Consider the following 14,247-nt stretch of genomic DNA (forward strand, 5'->3'; position numbering starts at 1 on the left):
TCTGATGCGCAACCCTGTCGGCGGCCACGTCCCCGTGGCCGGCGGCCTCGCCACGACCGGACTCGCCTACGCACGGGAGCTGGGTGCGGAGGCCGTGCAGGTCTTCGTGGCCAATCCGCGAGGCTGGGCCATGCCCAAGGGCAACCCGGCGCAGGACGAGAAGTTCCGGACCGAGTGCGCCGCGGAGTCCCTCTCGGCCTGGGTGCATGCCCCGTATCTGATCAACTTCGGCTCTCACACCGAGGCCACGGCCGAGCAGTCCGTCCTCTCGCTGCGGCACTCGCTGCGCCGGGCGAGGGAGATCGGCGCGCTGGGCGTGGTGGTGCACACCGGTTCCGCGACGGGCGGCCGCCCCCGTGAGGTGGCGCTGGCGCAGGTGCGGGAGCGGCTGCTGCCGCTGCTGGACGAGCTGACGCATGACGACGACCCGTTCCTGCTCCTGGAGTCGACCGCCGGGCAGGGCTCCTCACTCTGCTCCCGGACCTGGGACTTCGGCCCCTATTTCGAGGCACTGGACGCCCATCCCAAGCTGGGCGTCTGTCTGGACACCTGCCACATCTTCGCGGCCGGGCACGATCTGGCGGCTGCCGACGGGATGGAGCAGACCCTGGACCTGCTGGTGGGGACCGTGGGTGAGGGCCGGCTCAAGCTGATCCACGCGAACGACTCGAAGGACGTGGCCGGAGCGCACAAGGACCGTCACGAGAACATCGGCGCGGGGCACATCGGCGAGGAGCCGTTCCGTGCGCTCATGTCGCATCCCGCCACCGAAGGCGTGCCGCTGGTCATCGAGACCCCCGGCGGCAAGGAGGGGCACGCGGCGGACGTTGCGCGGCTGAAGAGCCTTCGCTGAGCCCCAGCCCCCGGGCGCCGTGGACGCCCAGCCGGCCGGCTCTTCCGGGGGCGGGCCGGCGATGGCGTTCCTCATCGCGTCCCGGTCCCCACGCACCGCTGAGCCGGACCACGACCGCCGGGAAGCGCGGGGCGCGGGGCGACGGAGAGCACCGGCCGGGAAGCGCCGGCCGAGGCTCAGAGCTCCGGGCCGTCCCCCGGTTCCTCCTGGTAGGAGTAGCGCTGCTCCCGCCAGGGGTCGCCGATGTTGTGGTAGCCCCGCTCCTCCCAGAAACCGCGGCGGTCGGACGTCATGTACTCAACACCGCGGACCCATTTGGGGCCCTTCCAGGCGTACAGATGCGGCACCACCAGACGCAGCGGAAAGCCGTGCTCGGCGGTGAGCAGCTCACCGTCCTTGTGGGTGGCGAAGATCGTGCGGTCGGCGGTGAAGTCCGAGAGGCGCAGATTGGCGCTGAACCCGTACTCCGCCCAGACCATGACATGGCTGACGGCGGGTGCGGGCGGCGCCAGCGCCACGATCGTGCGGGCCTGCACACCGCCCCATTCGGCCCCGAGCATGCTGAACTTCGTCACGCAGTGCAGATCGCCCTCTACGGTCGAGAAGGGCAGCGCCGAGAACTCCTCGTGGTTCCAGCAGTGCTTCTCGCCGTCGGCCGTGGCGCCGAAGACCCTGAACTCCCAGCGGTCCGGCTTGAACTTGGGCACGGGCCCGTAGTGGGTGACGGGCCAGCCTCGCTGCAGTCGCTGCCCCGGCGGAAGCTCGGACTCCTCTTGTGCGCGGTAATCCCGGCTCTCCGGCTGACCCATGCCTTCAATGGTGACAGACCGGGAGGGGTGGTCATGACCAGGTCTGGCCCGATTCGGGCAACTCCTACTAAGCGTGCACTTACTGGACGACCTGTGGCTGTGGTGCGAGGATGCGCGAACCTGCCCAGACACACGCGCGGAAGGAGCCTCTGCAATGCAGGGCGACCCCGAGGTCATCGAGTTCCTCAATGAGCAGCTGACTGCCGAATTGACCGCGATCAACCAGTACTTCCTGCACGCGAAGATGCAGGAGAACTTCGGCTGGACGAAGCTCGCCAAGTACACCCGTGCCGAGTCCTTCGACGAGATGAAGCACGCGGAGGTGCTCACCGACCGGATTCTCTTCCTGGACGGCCTGCCGAACTACCAGCGGCTGTTCCATGTACGCGTCGGGCAGACGGTCACCGAGATGTTCCAGGCCGACCGGCAGGTCGAGGTCGAGGCGATCGACCGCCTCAAGCGCGGCATCGAGGTCATGCGGACGAAGGGGGACATCACCTCGGCGAACATCTTCGAGTCGATCCTCGCCGACGAGGAGCATCACATCGACTACCTCGACACCCAGCTGGAACTGGTCGAGAAGCTCGGTGAGGCGCTCTACATCGCCCAGCTGATCGAGCAGCCGGAGAGCTGACCGCGAGCTGACCGCGAGCCGGCCGGACCGGCGACCGGGACCGGAGGACCGATCGGGGCCCGAGGGCCGACCGGAGACCGGAAGGCCGGAAGCCGGAAGGCCGATCGGGAGCCGGAGGCTACGCCGCTTCGTCGAGCGCCGGGCGGGTCCCGTCGGCGTCGACGGCCAGTACGGACGCGCCCTTGCCCTGGTCCAGCAGCTCACGGCGAGGGCACGCGCCGCGGCCGAGAATCCCCTGGATACGCCGAACGCAGGAACCGCAGTCCGTGCCCGCCTTGGAAACGGAAGCTATCTGGCGGGGGGTGCAGGCACCGGCCTCCGCGTGTTCCTTGACCTGCTTCTCAGTGATACCGAAGCAAGAGCAGACATACACGCGGTTCACCTCCCGGCAGGATCGACTCGGCGCGCCCGTACCGATTGCTCGGTGAGGCTAACCTAACCTTACCCGCCCTTCGGGGACGGCAAAAGTCCCGGGTACGACGGTGGGGCGTGGATCACATCGATCCACGCCCCACGGTCATCGGGCTGTCATTGATCCATTACTGGTCGCGGTACATCTCCGCCACCAGGAAGGCCAGGTCGAGCGACTGGCTGCGGTTGAGCCGGGGGTCGCAGGCCGTCTCGTAGCGCTGGTGCAGATCGTCGACGAAGATCTCGTCGCCGCCGCCCACGCACTCGGTGACGTCGTCACCGGTGAGCTCCACGTGGATGCCGCCCGGGTGGGTGCCGAGCGCCTTGTGGACCTCGAAGAAGCCCTTGACCTCGTCGAGCACGTCGTCGAAGCGGCGCGTCTTGTGCCCGGACGCCGCCTCGAAGGTGTTGCCGTGCATCGGGTCCGTCACCCAGGCCACCGTCGCGCCCGAGGCCGTGACCTTCTCGACCAGCTCGGGGAGCTTGTCGCGGACCTTGTCGGCGCCCATGCGGACGATGAAGGTCAGCCGGCCGGGCTCCCGGTCGGGGTCGAGACGGTCGATGTAGGTCAGCGCCTCGTCCACCGTCGTCGTCGGCCCCAGCTTGATGCCGATCGGGTTGCGGATCTTGGAGGCGAATTCGATGTGCGCGCCGTCCAGCTGGCGGGTGCGCTCACCGATCCAGACCATGTGGCCCGAGGTGTTGTAGAGGCTGCCGGTGCGGGAGTCGGTGCGGGTCAGGGCACCCTCGTAGTCCAGCAGCAGGGCCTCGTGGGAGGCATAGAACTCGACCGTGCGGAACTCCGCCGGGTCGGTGCCGCACGCCTTCATGAAGCTGAGCGCGTTGTCGATCTCGCGGGCGAGCTGCTCGTAGCGCTGGCCGGACGGGGACGACTTCACGAAGTCCTGGTTCCAGGCGTGCACCTGGCGCAGGTCGGCGTAGCCGCCGGTGGTGAAGGCACGGACCAGGTTGAGCGTCGAGGCGGAGGCGTTGTACATCCGCTTCAGGCGCTCGGGGTCCGGGACCCGGGCGGCCTCGGTGAAGTCGAAGCCGTTGACGGAGTCGCCGCGGTAGGTCGGCAGGGTGACGCCGTCGCGGGTCTCGGTCGGCTTGGAGCGTGGCTTCGAGTACTGGCCGGCGATACGGCCGACCTTCACCACGGGCACCGAAGCGGCGTAGGTGAGGACCGCGCCCATCTGGAGCAGGGTCTTGAGTTTGGCCCGGATCTGGTCGGCGGACACCGCGTCGAACGACTCGGCGCAGTCGCCGCCCTGGAGCAGGAACGCCTCGCCCTTGGCGACGGCTCCCATCCGGGCGCGCAGCTGGTCGCACTCGCCCGCGAAGACGAGCGGTGGATACGACTCGAGGTCCGCGACTACTTCGCGCAGAGCCTCGGCATCGGGGTACTCGGGCTGCTGCGCCGCGGGCAGGTTTCGCCAGGTGTTGCCACCAGCGGGGGTGGTCTTAGCGTTCACGGTCACGTCGTCAACATTACGGGGTCCCGGAGGGCGTCCATGCCGTCGCTCACCCAGTGAGACAGCCGTACGCGCGGGCGCGCCGGACGTCGGCCCCTGCACATCGCTACGGCACCGGGGCGGATGGGTTAGGGTCGGCGGCATGTTGGCGCAGCAGGCACAGAGCTGGTGGTGGACCGCACATTCGGCGGCCCACTGACACATCGCGCGCAACATCCGATCGCGAAGGCCGCCCGAGGGGCGGCCTTCAGTCGTTCCCGCACTCCGCGGGGGCCGGCCGTTCCTCCCATCCGGAAGGAACCGACCGCATGATCATCGACAGGCTGCTCGAGGACGACTGCCCTCCCTTCGCGCTGCTGCGCCGCCGTACCCCCGGCCATGACCACGACACCGTCGAGGTCCTGATCGGCGAGGTCCGGGAGGTGGAGCGGCTCGCCGACCTCCCGGTGGGTGGGAGACCTTCGCTCGCGCTGGTCCCGTTCCGCCAGATCGCCGAGCGCGGCTTCGACGTCACCGACGACGGCACGCCCCTGTCGGTACTGGTCGCCGAGGAGTGCCACCGGCTTCCGCTCGCCGAGGCGCTGTCCGCGCTCCCCCGCCGTGCCGTGCGTGTCGTGGGCGGAGAGTTCGACGTCGACGACGAGGAGTACGCGGGCATCGTCCGTCGCGTCCTCGACGACGAGATCGGTCGCGGCGAAGGCGCCAACTTCGTCATCCGCCGGACCTTCACCGGGCGGCTCCCGGGCTTCGGCCGCGCCGACGCGCTGGCGCTGTTCCGCCGGCTGCTGACCGGTGAGCGAGGCGCCTACTGGACCTTCGTCGTGCACACCGGCGAGCGCACGCTGGTCGGCGCGAGCCCGGAGGCGCATGTGCGCATGAGCGGGGGCACGGTCGTGATGAACCCGATCAGCGGCACCTTCCGCTACCCGCCGGAGGGGCCCACCGCAGAGGCACTGCTCGGTTTCCTGGACGACGACAAGGAGCGCGAGGAGCTCTCCATGGTGGTCGACGAGGAGCTGAAGATGATGTGCACGGTCGGCGACATGGGTGGGGGTCCCACCACGCCCCCAGGGCGTAGGGGGAGTGTGGTGGTGGGGCCCCGGCTGAAGGAGATGGCCCACCTCGCGCACACCGAGTACGAGTTGCGGGGCCGTTCCACCCTCGACGTGCGGGAGGTGCTGAAGGAGACCATGTTCGCGGCCACGGTCACCGGCTCGCCGGTGCAGAACGCCTGCCGGGTCATCGAGCGCCACGAAGTGGGCGGGCGCGGCTACTACGCGGGGGCGCTGGCGCTGATCGGGCAGGACGCGGGCGGCGCGCAGACGCTGGACTCGCCGATCCTGATCCGCACCGCCGACATCGACGCCGCAGGAACTCTGCGGGTGCCGGTCGGGGCGACCCTGGTACGGCACTCCGACCCGTCCGGGGAAGTCGCCGAGACCCATGCCAAGGCGGCCGGTGTGCTGGCCGCGCTGGGGGTGCGGCCGGGCCCGGCCCGGACGCGGGGGCCGGTCCCGCGGCTGGCCGACGATCCGCGTGTGCGGGCGGCCCTGGACTCCCGCCGGGCCGGTCTCGCCCCGTTCTGGCTGCGAATGCAGGAGCAGGCCGCGCGGCTCTCCGGGCACGCCCTGATCGTCGACGGGGAGGACACCTTCACCGCCATGCTGGCGCATCTGCTGCGCTCGACCGGCCTGGAGGTCACAGTCCTGCGGTTCGACGAGCCGGGGCTGCGGGAGCGTGCGCTCGGCCACCGGGGGCCCGTGGTGCTGGGTCCCGGCCCCGGCGATCCGGCCGACGACTCCGATCCGAAGATGCGCTTCCTGCGGGCCCTGGCCGCCGATCTTCTGAAGGGGCACCGGCACGGTGTGCTGGGCGTGTGCCTCGGCCATGAAGTGCTGGCGGCGGAGCTGGGCCTGGAGATCGTCCGCAAGGACGAGCCGTACCAGGGGGCGCAGGAGCGGATCGACTTCTTCGGCCGCCCGGAGACGGTCGGCTTCTACAACAGCTTCACCGCGCGCTGCGACCTGGTCACCGCCGCGGAACTGGCCATGCACCGGATCGAGCTCAGTCGGGACGAGGCGACCGGGGACGTCCACGCGCTGCGGGGCAGCGGCTTCGCGTCCGTGCAGTTCCATCCGGAGTCGGTGCTGACCATGAACGGCGCGGCGCTGACGGCGTCGCTGCTGGCGGGTGTGCTGGTCGGCTGAGCGACGGGATCAGGGGGTGGGCGCGGCGGGGACGAGCACGTTCTCGCCGCGCCGGCCGGCGATGTGGTCCCCGATGTTCCGGGCGGTGGTGTCCACGATCTGGGCGACCGCGTCCGCGGTGTAGTACGCCTGGTGGGAGGTGACCAGGACGTTGGGGAAGGTCATGAGCCTGGCCAGGGTGTCGTCGTCGACCGCCTCCATGGACTTGTCGAGGAAGAACAGACCGGCCTCCGCCTCGTACACGTCGAGTCCCACGCCCAGGAAGCGGCCCTTGCGCAGTTCGCCGACGAGGGCTTCGCTGTCGATCAGGCCGCCGCGGCTGGAGTTCACCAGGATCGCGTCGTCCTTCATCGCGCGCAGTTCCCGGGCGCCGATCAGATGCCGGGTGGCCGGCAGCAGCGGCACATGCAGGCTGACCAGGTCCGCGGCGGCGAGGAGTTCGTGCTTGTCGTCGACGTACGTCATGCCCAGTTCTCCGCAGACGGGGTTGGGGGCGACGTCCAGGCCGAGCAGCCGCATACCGAAGCCGTGGGCGATCCGGGTGAACGCCTCGCCGATCCTGCCGGTGCCGATCACGCCGGCGGTGCGGCCGTGCAGGTCGCGGCCCATGAGGCCGTCGAGCCGGAAGTCGAAGTCCCGGGTGCGGTTGGCGGCCCGGACGACACGCCGGTTGACGGCCATGGCGAGTGTCCAGGCGAACTCGGCGACCGAGTACGGCGAGTAGTACGACACCCGGGCGACGGTGAGTCCGAGCCGCCCCGCCACATCGAGGTCGATGTTGTTGAAGCCGGTGGAGCGCTGGGCGATCATCTTCGTGCCGCCGGCGGCGAGGGTCTGAAGCACCTCGGCGTCCAACTGGGCGTTGACGCTGGTGGAGATCACCTCGTGGCCGGCGGCGATGGCGGCGGTGTCCGCGTTCAGGAACACGTCCAGACACCGCACGTCCTCGTGGAGTTCCGCGAAGGCCCTCTCGATGAGCGGCTTTTCGTCGGCCTGGACACCGAAGGCGAGAATTTCCACGGTCTCTCCCGGTTTACGCGCTGTGGGTCGGATATCCGCACATATCCGGATGCCGCGAATATACGGCCCCGCCGCGCCCTCAAGAAGCCGCCCAACGCCGCGTCAGCCCGAGAAGTGGCCCACCGCCGCGTCAGCCGAAGAAGACGCCGACCTCCTCGTAGAGCTTCGGGTCGACCGTCTTGAGCCTGGCCGTCGCCTCTGCGATCGGCACCCGGACGATGTCGGTGCCCTGCAGCGCGACCATCTTGCCGAAGTCGCCGTCGCGCACCGCGTCGATGGCGTGCAGCCCGAAGCGGGTGGCCAGCCAGCGGTCGAAGGCGCTGGGGGTGCCACCGCGCTGGACGTGGCCGAGGACGGTGGTGCGGGCCTCCTTGCCCGTACGGCTCTCGATCTGCTTGGCCAGCCACTCGCCGACGCCCGAGAGCCGTACATGGCCGAAGGAGTCGCGTGTGCCGTCCTTGAGGACCGCCTCCCCGCCCTTGGGCATGGCACCCTCCGCGACCACCACGATCGGGGCGTAGCTCGCCCTGAAGCGTGAGGTGACCCAGGCGCAGACCTGGTCGACGTCGAAACGCTGCTCGGGGATGAGGATGACGTTGGCACCGCCCGCGAGGCCCGAGTGGAGGGCGATCCAGCCGGCGTGACGCCCCATCACCTCCACGACGAGGACGCGCATGTGGGACTCGGCGGTGGTGTGGAGCCGGTCGATCGCCTCGGTGGCGATGCCGACGGCCGTGTCGAAACCGAAGGTGTAGTCGGTGGCGGACAGGTCGTTGTCGATGGTCTTGGGAACGCCGACGCACGGGACGCCGTACTCGTCGTACAGCCGTGCCGCGACGCCGAGGGTGTCCTCGCCGCCGATCGCGACCAGGGCGTCCACCTCCTGCTTGGCGATGTTCTCCTTGATCCGGCGGATGCCGTCCGCTTCCTTGAGCGGGTTGGTGCGGGAGGAGCCGAGGATCGTGCCGCCGCGGGGCAGGATGCCGCGGACGGCCGGGATGCCGAGCGGGACGGTGTCGCCTTCGAGCGGTCCGCGCCAGCCGTCGCGGTAGCCGGTGAACTCGTAGCCGTACTCCTGCACACCCTTGCGGACGAGGCCGCGGATGACCGCGTTGAGGCCGGGGCAGTCGCCGCCCCCGGTCAGTACTCCGACGCGCATGGAAAACTTCCCTTCGCCTGGTGAGCCCTGTGACCGTCACGCTAATGGTGACGCAGGTCACTCAGGGATGGGCCGAATGGTCAATTTCTGTGGAATGCCGGGTTGTTGACCGTGCACCCTTCACTCATACGGGTGACTGGCCCGGGGGTGTCCGCGACGCGGTCAGGCGTCGTCCAGACCGCGCTCGATCGCGTACCGCACCAGTTCGACGCGGTTGTGCAGCTGAAGCTTGCCCAGGGTGTTCTGCACATGGTTCTGGACGGTGCGGTGCGAGATGACCAGCCGCTCCGCGATCTGCTTGTACGACAGACCCTTGGCGACCAGGCGCAGCACCTCGGTCTCCCGCTCGGTCAGCTGCGGCGCCTTCGGCTCGTTCCCGCCGGCCGCGGGCACCGGCTCGGAGGCGAGACGCCGGTACTCGCCGAGGACCAGACCGGCGAGGCCCGGTGTGAACACGGGGTCGCCGGCTGCCGTGCGGCGCACCGCGTCCGTCAGCTCCTCGGTGCCGGCCGACTTCAGCAGATAGCCGGTGGCTCCCGACTTCACCGCCTCCAGGACATCGGCGTGCTCACCGCTGGCGGACAGCACCAGCACCCGCAGCCCGGGCAGTGCGGAGACAAGCTCCTTGCAGACCTGCACGCCTGGCATCTTGGGCAGGTTGAGGTCCAGTACGAGCACGTCCGGCGTGACGGCCATGGCCCGGCGGACGGCCTGCGCGCCGTCGCCCGCCGTGCCGACCACCTCGAACCCGGCCGCGGCCAGGTCGCGGGCGACCGCGTCCAGCCACATCGGGTGGTCGTCGACCACCATCACCCTGATCGTCTGCTGGTCGGTCATCTTCCTGCCTTCCCCCGTGGGATTCTCAGCTCTACTTCCGTGCCCTGGCCGGGAACCGAGAGCAGCTCGGCCGTTCCGCCGAGATCCCGCAGCCGCCCGTGGATGGACTGGGCGACCCCGAGCCGCCCCTCCCCCTCCGCCTGTGCGAGCCGGCCCTCCGCGATGCCCGGCCCGTCGTCCCTGACCGTCACGATCACCTCGTGGGGCCAGTCCTCGACCAGGATCCAGGCCCGGGCCCCGTCCCCCGCGTGCTTGCGCACATTGTCCAGGGCTGCACCGACGGCGGCGGCGAGCTCACGCGCCGCCGCGCGGTCCATCAGCACCGGAGCGCCCGGCTCCGAGAGCGTCACCCGAGACCCGGCGTGCGGGGAGAGCAGTGTCCGCAGATCGCACGGCTGCCCCGGCCCGTCGTCGTCCGGCACGTCCACGATCCGTACCACCGCGCCCTGCGACTCGTCCTCGGACAGCCGGGAGGCGGGGACCAGACCCCCGGCGACCAGGCTGCGCAGCGCGACCTCCTGCTCGCCTGCCATCCGGCCGAGCTCCGCGGCCTCGCCGCCGAGGGCCGTACCGCGCCGCTGCACCATCGCCAGCACCTGCAGCACGCTGTCGTGGATGTCGCGTGCCAGGCGCTCCCGCTCACGGGTCGCGGCCTCGATCTCCAGGGCGCGGGCGAGGGTTCGCTCGGAGGCGCGGGCCACCTCGACGACGTAACCGATGGCTATGGAGGCGACCCACACCAGCAGGACGTTGTGGAACGTGTCCCGGCTGGGCTCGCCCCGCTCCACGATGTTGGCGACGGCCACGAAGGAGGACGCGAAACCGGCCCAGCGCCAGCCGCCCTTGATGGCGAAGGCGAGCACCGAGCCGGCCGTCCAGATCGACGGGAGGGTCGGGCCGTCCTGGGTCTGGGCCTGGGCGTCGGCCAGCGGGGTGAGGAGGATGCCGGTCAGCGCGATGGTCAGGTCCGCCGCCAGGAATCGCTTGGTGCAGCAAGCCGCGTTCGCGACCTTGGGGAGAGTGGCGAGAGTCCACACGACCAGCACCGCGAGGAAGCAGACCGCGACCATGGGCCGCTCGAACTTCTGCCGCGTGAAGACGAACAGCAGCACCGCGTAGACCATGGTCAGTACGCGGTAGGCGGTCAGCGCACGCCACAGCGGCTGCTCGACCGACATCCGCACGACTTTCTCGCGTCTGGCCACGACCCCCACCCCGTACCGGTACCGCGGCCGCTCAGGCGGCCGGCCGCTGCGACTTCTTCGCCTTCTCGGCCTCCGCGCGGGCGGCCTTCTCGGCCTTCTCCGCGTCGGCGATCCGGCGCTTCGCGGCCGTCGCGTAGATGTCGACGTACTCCTGACCGGACAGCTTCATGATCTCGTACATGACCTCGTCGGTCACCGAACGCAGAATGAAGCGGTCGCCCTCCATGCCGTGGTAGCGGCTGAAGTCCAGCGCCTTGCCGATCCGGATACCCGGGCGCATCAGCTTGGGGATCACCTTGCCGGGCGGCTGGATCTTCTCGGTGTCGATCATCGCGACGGGGATCACCGGCGCCCCGGTGGCGAGCGCCACGCGGGCGAGGCCACCGGGCTTGCCGCGGTAGAGGCGGCCGTCCGGGGAGCGGGTGCCCTCCGGGTAGATGCCGAACAGACCACCGGACTCAAGGACGTCGATACCGGCCTTGATCGCCGCCTCACCCGCGCCGCGCGCGCCCGAGCGGTCCACGGGGAGCTGGCCGACGCCCTTGAAGAAGGCGGCCGTCATCCTGCCCTTCACACCGGGCGAGGTGAAGTACTCGGCCTTCGCGATGAACGTCACCTTCCGGTCCAGCACCGCGGGAAGGAAGAACGAGTCGGAGAACGACAGATGGTTGCTCGCGAGGATCGCCGGACCCTCGGCGGGAACGTTCTCCAGACCCTCCACCCAGGGCCTGAAGGCAAGCTTCAGCGAGCCTCCGATGGAGAACTTCATGGCGCCGTAGATCAACTCGAATGCCTCCTGTTGCTGTCGAACAGACCTTAACCCGACGCCCGCCCCCGCTCCCCGCGCCGGGTCACGTCACATCCGGCCCACCGTGCGGCTACGGCCCTGGTCGGTGTCGGTCCGGTCGCGTACCGTGAAGTACGCCCTTCGCCGTGCGGGCCTGATACACCTCACGACCCCGCACGGCCGAGACCTCGTACAAACCAGACCGCGCACAAGCCAGACCGCGCACAAACCAGACTTCGAACAAGCCAGACTTCGCACAAACCAGACTTCGCACAAACCAGACTTCGCACACCTACGAACAGGAGATCCCCGGTGCCGGTGCTTCCCGGAGCCGAGCCCTACCGCCATGACGGCGGTCAGGTCGGCGTTCTTCTCTGTCATGGATTCACCGGCTCCCCTCAGTCGCTGCGGCCCTGGGCCGAGTACCTGGCGGAGCGGGGACTGACGGTCTCCCTGCCGCTGCTGCCCGGCCACGGCACGCGCTGGCAGGACATGCAGGTCACCGGCTGGCAGGACTGGTACGCCGAGGTGGACCGCGAGCTGCGGTCGCTCCGGGAGCGCTGCCAGGTGGTCTTCGTCTTCGGCCTCTCCATGGGCGGCGCCCTCACGCTCCGGCTGGCCGCCAAGCACGGTGACGCGGTACGGGGCGTCGTCGTGGTCAACCCGGCGAACAAGGTGCACGGCGCGATGGCGTCCCTGCTGCCCGTCGTCCGCCATCTGGTGCCCTCCACGAAGGGCCTGACCAGCGACATCGCCAAGGAAGGCGTCGAAGAGCTGGGGTACGACCGGGTGCCGCTGCACGCCGCGCACTCGGTGCGCCGGTTCTTCCGGATGATCGACGGGGAGCTGCCGCAGGTCACCCAGCCCCTGCTGCTGCTGCACAGCCCGGAGGACCATGTGGTGCCGGCCGCCGACTCCGCCCGGATCCTCAGTCGTGTGTCCTCCACGGATGTCACCGAGATCCTGCTGGAACAGAGCTACCACGTGGCGACGTTGGACCACGATGCGGAGCGGATCTTCGAGGAGAGTTACGCGTTCATCGGCCGGCTCGCTCCGGGCGCGGGGACCACGGGGTCGCCCGCGCCGGAAGCCTTGGGAGGGAGCACGACAGGTGGCTGACCAGCACGACGCGGACCGCGAGCCGCAGCCGATCGACGAGGACGCCGCGTGGGCGGCGATCGTCGCCGGGTACGGCGACGAACCGTCCGACCCGCCGGGCGTGAAGCCGTTCAAATCGGTGGAGGACCTGGCGCTGCTCGAGGGCGACGTGAACGAGACTCCGGGGCGCCCGGCCGCACCGCCGCCCGAGGAGGACAAGCCCGCGCTCGGCAGCTCGGTGACCTTCGCGCCGGGCGTCGGCGGCCCGCGCGACTACCAGGTCGCGCAGCCGTCCGAGGACGACTTCGACGACACCGACGAGGGCCACTTCGTCCCACCGGAGCCGCCGCCGCTGCCGGAGACCGACGCGACGGCCAGGTTCGCGTGGCTGGCGGTGATCGGCGGGCCGGTGCTGATGCTGATCGCGGTGATCCTGCAGTGGGACATGACGTGGTGGCTGACAACGCTGTGCATCGGCGGCTTCCTGGGCGGTTTCGCGACGCTGGTGGCGCGGATGTCGCACGGCGACGACGAGCCGGACGATCCGGGACGGGGCGCGGTGGTGTGACGCCGGCGGAGGCTCGGGGCGCGGGGTAGCCGGCCGGGCGCGGTGGTGTGACGCCGGCGGAGGCGCGGCGCGCGGGGTAGCCGGCCGCTGCCCGGGGCCGTTTCCCCTGCCCGTCCCTTCCCGAACCGGGGCTCCGCCCCCGGACCCCCGCGCCTCGATCGCCGCCGAGGCTGATGTCGCGGAGCGGAATCAAGCCCGCCCCGGGGGCACCTCCCACGGCCGCCGGGCCGCATGGGGAGAGCTGAGGCCACCGTGCGAAGCGCCGTACCGGGTCCGGGGCGGAGCCCGGTTCGGGAAAGGGAGGGGAGAGGACAAGCCCACCGCAGGCGTACACGTCCCCGCGCCTCACCCCGTCGCCGGCAACCGCAGCGCCCCCAGTACCGGCAAGTGGTCCGACGCAGCCCGCAGGTCCGCCGGCCTGACGCCCGGCAGGTCGCGCGGAACCCCGCACCCCAGCACCTCCACCCCCTCCGACGCGAACACCGCGTCGATCCGCTGATGCGGATCCCGCGCCGTCGACGTGTGCTCCCCGCCCCACGGCGCCGCCGCCCAGCAGTCCTGGAGCTCCGCCGCCAGGCGCCGGAAGCTCCGGCCGTCCGGCCGTTCGTTGATGTCGCCCGCGACCACCCCGTGCGGCACGTCCATCGCCTTCAGGCGGCGCAGCAGCATGTCGGCCTGTGCGTGGCGCTCGTCGCTCTGCAGGCTCAGGTGGCAGCTCACGACCCCGACCCGCGCGCCCGCGAACCGGACGACCGCCGTGGCGAAGCCGCGCCGGTGGAGGCCGGAGCGCATCGGCAGCAGCAGGTCCTCTGTCCGTTCGACCGTCGCCCGCAGCGAGCACAGCAGCAGCGGCCCGGCCGCCGTCGCGCCGCCGGAGAGCACCACGAGATCGGTACGGGCGGCGAGCCGTGCCGCGTGCTTGCGCCAGCGGAAGAACCGCGGGGCCTCCTGGACGAACACCAGGTCGGGCTCACAGGCCCGGATCACCCGTGTGAGCGCCGTCTCGTCGTCGCGCAGGGAGCGGACGTTGTAGCTCAGGACCCGGACGACGGCCGAACCGTCCGGGTCGGTGCGGGACTTCGGCAGGGCGGCGGTGATCGGGTCGATCGGCATGGGAGCAAGATACGGCGGTGCCCGCCGCGCTTCGGCGAAGGCTGAGCCGTTCGGGAAGCATGGCGGGCACC

Annotated in this window: 14 protein-coding genes; 5 read left to right on the forward strand and 9 right to left on the reverse strand. The window is 70.5% G+C overall.

The features are described from left to right. Positions 1-4: 4 nt before the first annotated feature. Positions 5-853, forward strand: a complete 849-nt coding sequence (locus AB0903_RS17865) for a deoxyribonuclease IV (RefSeq protein ID WP_366703765.1) — start codon at positions 5-7, stop codon at positions 851-853. Positions 854-1,029: 176 nt separating this feature from the next. On the opposite strand, the gene AB0903_RS17870 is transcribed toward AB0903_RS17865, so the two are convergent. Then, the gene (locus AB0903_RS17870; protein WP_366703767.1) at positions 1,030-1,662 is read right to left on the reverse strand and encodes a sulfite oxidase-like oxidoreductase; all 633 of its coding nucleotides are present in this window, start codon (positions 1,660-1,662) and stop codon (positions 1,030-1,032) included. 154 nt (positions 1,663-1,816) lie between these two features. On the opposite strand from AB0903_RS17870, the gene bfr reads away from it, so the two are divergent. Then, positions 1,817-2,296: a bacterioferritin gene (gene bfr / locus AB0903_RS17875; protein ID WP_366703769.1), complete on the forward strand. Its 480-nt coding sequence runs from the start codon at positions 1,817-1,819 to the stop codon at positions 2,294-2,296. Between the two features lie 118 nt (positions 2,297-2,414). On the opposite strand, the gene AB0903_RS17880 is transcribed toward bfr, so the two are convergent. Both AB0903_RS17880 and AB0903_RS17885 read right to left on the reverse strand, forming a co-directional pair. Further along, complete coding sequence (locus tag AB0903_RS17880) at positions 2,415-2,678, reverse strand: (2Fe-2S)-binding protein (RefSeq protein ID WP_366703771.1); 264 nt, start codon at positions 2,676-2,678, stop codon at positions 2,415-2,417. A 157-nt stretch (positions 2,679-2,835) separates the two neighbouring features. Then, positions 2,836-4,188, reverse strand: a complete 1,353-nt coding sequence (locus AB0903_RS17885) for a class II 3-deoxy-7-phosphoheptulonate synthase (protein WP_366703773.1) — start codon at positions 4,186-4,188, stop codon at positions 2,836-2,838. Between the two features lie 302 nt (positions 4,189-4,490). Here AB0903_RS17885 and AB0903_RS17890 point away from each other — a divergent pair, with 302 nt between their 5' ends. Continuing rightward, on the forward strand, positions 4,491-6,389 hold the full coding sequence (locus AB0903_RS17890; RefSeq protein ID WP_366703775.1) for an anthranilate synthase family protein: 1,899 nt from the start codon (positions 4,491-4,493) through the stop codon (positions 6,387-6,389). Positions 6,390-6,398: 9 nt separating this feature from the next. On the opposite strand, the gene AB0903_RS17895 is transcribed toward AB0903_RS17890, so the two are convergent. The 5 genes from AB0903_RS17895 to AB0903_RS17915 form a co-directional block, all read right to left on the reverse strand. Further along, positions 6,399-7,409 carry a 2-hydroxyacid dehydrogenase gene (locus AB0903_RS17895; protein ID WP_366703777.1) on the reverse strand — a complete coding sequence of 337 codons (1,011 nt, stop codon included), beginning with the start codon at positions 7,407-7,409 and terminating at the stop codon, positions 6,399-6,401. A 130-nt stretch (positions 7,410-7,539) separates the two neighbouring features. Then, positions 7,540-8,568 (reverse strand): 6-phosphofructokinase, encoded by a 1,029-nt coding sequence (locus AB0903_RS17900; protein ID WP_366703779.1) that lies wholly within the window; start codon positions 8,566-8,568, stop codon positions 7,540-7,542. A gap of 162 nt (positions 8,569-8,730) precedes the next feature. Beyond that, positions 8,731-9,405, reverse strand: a complete 675-nt coding sequence (locus AB0903_RS17905) for a response regulator transcription factor (RefSeq protein ID WP_366703781.1) — start codon at positions 9,403-9,405, stop codon at positions 8,731-8,733. Next, the gene (locus tag AB0903_RS17910; protein ID WP_366703783.1) at positions 9,402-10,610 is read right to left on the reverse strand and encodes a DUF5931 domain-containing protein; all 1,209 of its coding nucleotides are present in this window, start codon (positions 10,608-10,610) and stop codon (positions 9,402-9,404) included. The genes AB0903_RS17905 and AB0903_RS17910 overlap by 4 nt, the downstream gene beginning before the upstream one ends. 31 nt (positions 10,611-10,641) lie before the next feature. After that, a complete protein-coding gene (locus AB0903_RS17915; protein ID WP_366703785.1) occupies positions 10,642-11,394 on the reverse strand; it encodes a lysophospholipid acyltransferase family protein in 753 nt (250 codons plus the stop codon). A 315-nt stretch (positions 11,395-11,709) separates the two neighbouring features. On the opposite strand from AB0903_RS17915, the gene AB0903_RS17920 reads away from it, so the two are divergent. Further along, the gene (locus AB0903_RS17920; RefSeq protein ID WP_366703786.1) at positions 11,710-12,516 is read left to right on the forward strand and encodes an alpha/beta fold hydrolase; all 807 of its coding nucleotides are present in this window, start codon (positions 11,710-11,712) and stop codon (positions 12,514-12,516) included. Beyond that, positions 12,509-13,063: a hypothetical protein gene (locus AB0903_RS17925; RefSeq protein ID WP_366703788.1), complete on the forward strand. Its 555-nt coding sequence runs from the start codon at positions 12,509-12,511 to the stop codon at positions 13,061-13,063. The genes AB0903_RS17920 and AB0903_RS17925 overlap by 8 nt, the downstream gene beginning before the upstream one ends. Before the next feature lie 345 nt (positions 13,064-13,408). Here AB0903_RS17925 and AB0903_RS17930 read toward each other — a convergent pair whose 3' ends face one another. Beyond that, positions 13,409-14,176 (reverse strand): endonuclease/exonuclease/phosphatase family protein, encoded by a 768-nt coding sequence (locus AB0903_RS17930; protein WP_366703790.1) that lies wholly within the window; start codon positions 14,174-14,176, stop codon positions 13,409-13,411. Between the last annotated feature and the right edge of the window lie 71 nt (positions 14,177-14,247).

It is taken from the genome of Streptomyces sp. NPDC048389, assembly GCF_040706335.1.
GTDB lineage: Bacteria > Actinomycetota > Actinomycetes > Streptomycetales > Streptomycetaceae > Streptomyces.

Bases quoted from the DNA above. Each gene is read 5' to 3' on its own strand.
- AB0903_RS17865 (WP_366703765.1), top strand. From the start codon at position 5: ATGCGCAACCCTGTCGGCGGCCACGTCCCCGTGGCCGGCGGCCTCGCC.
- AB0903_RS17870 (WP_366703767.1), bottom strand. From the start codon at position 1,662: ATGGGTCAGCCGGAGAGCCGGGATTACCGCGCACAAGAGGAGTCCGAG.
- bfr (WP_366703769.1), top strand. From the start codon at position 1,817: ATGCAGGGCGACCCCGAGGTCATCGAGTTCCTCAATGAGCAGCTGACT.
- AB0903_RS17890 (WP_366703775.1), top strand. From the start codon at position 4,491: ATGATCATCGACAGGCTGCTCGAGGACGACTGCCCTCCCTTCGCGCTG.
- AB0903_RS17900 (WP_366703779.1), bottom strand. From the start codon at position 8,568: ATGCGCGTCGGAGTACTGACCGGGGGCGGCGACTGCCCCGGCCTCAAC.
- AB0903_RS17905 (WP_366703781.1), bottom strand. From the start codon at position 9,405: ATGACCGACCAGCAGACGATCAGGGTGATGGTGGTCGACGACCACCCG.
- AB0903_RS17930 (WP_366703790.1), bottom strand. From the start codon at position 14,176: ATGCCGATCGACCCGATCACCGCCGCCCTGCCGAAGTCCCGCACCGAC.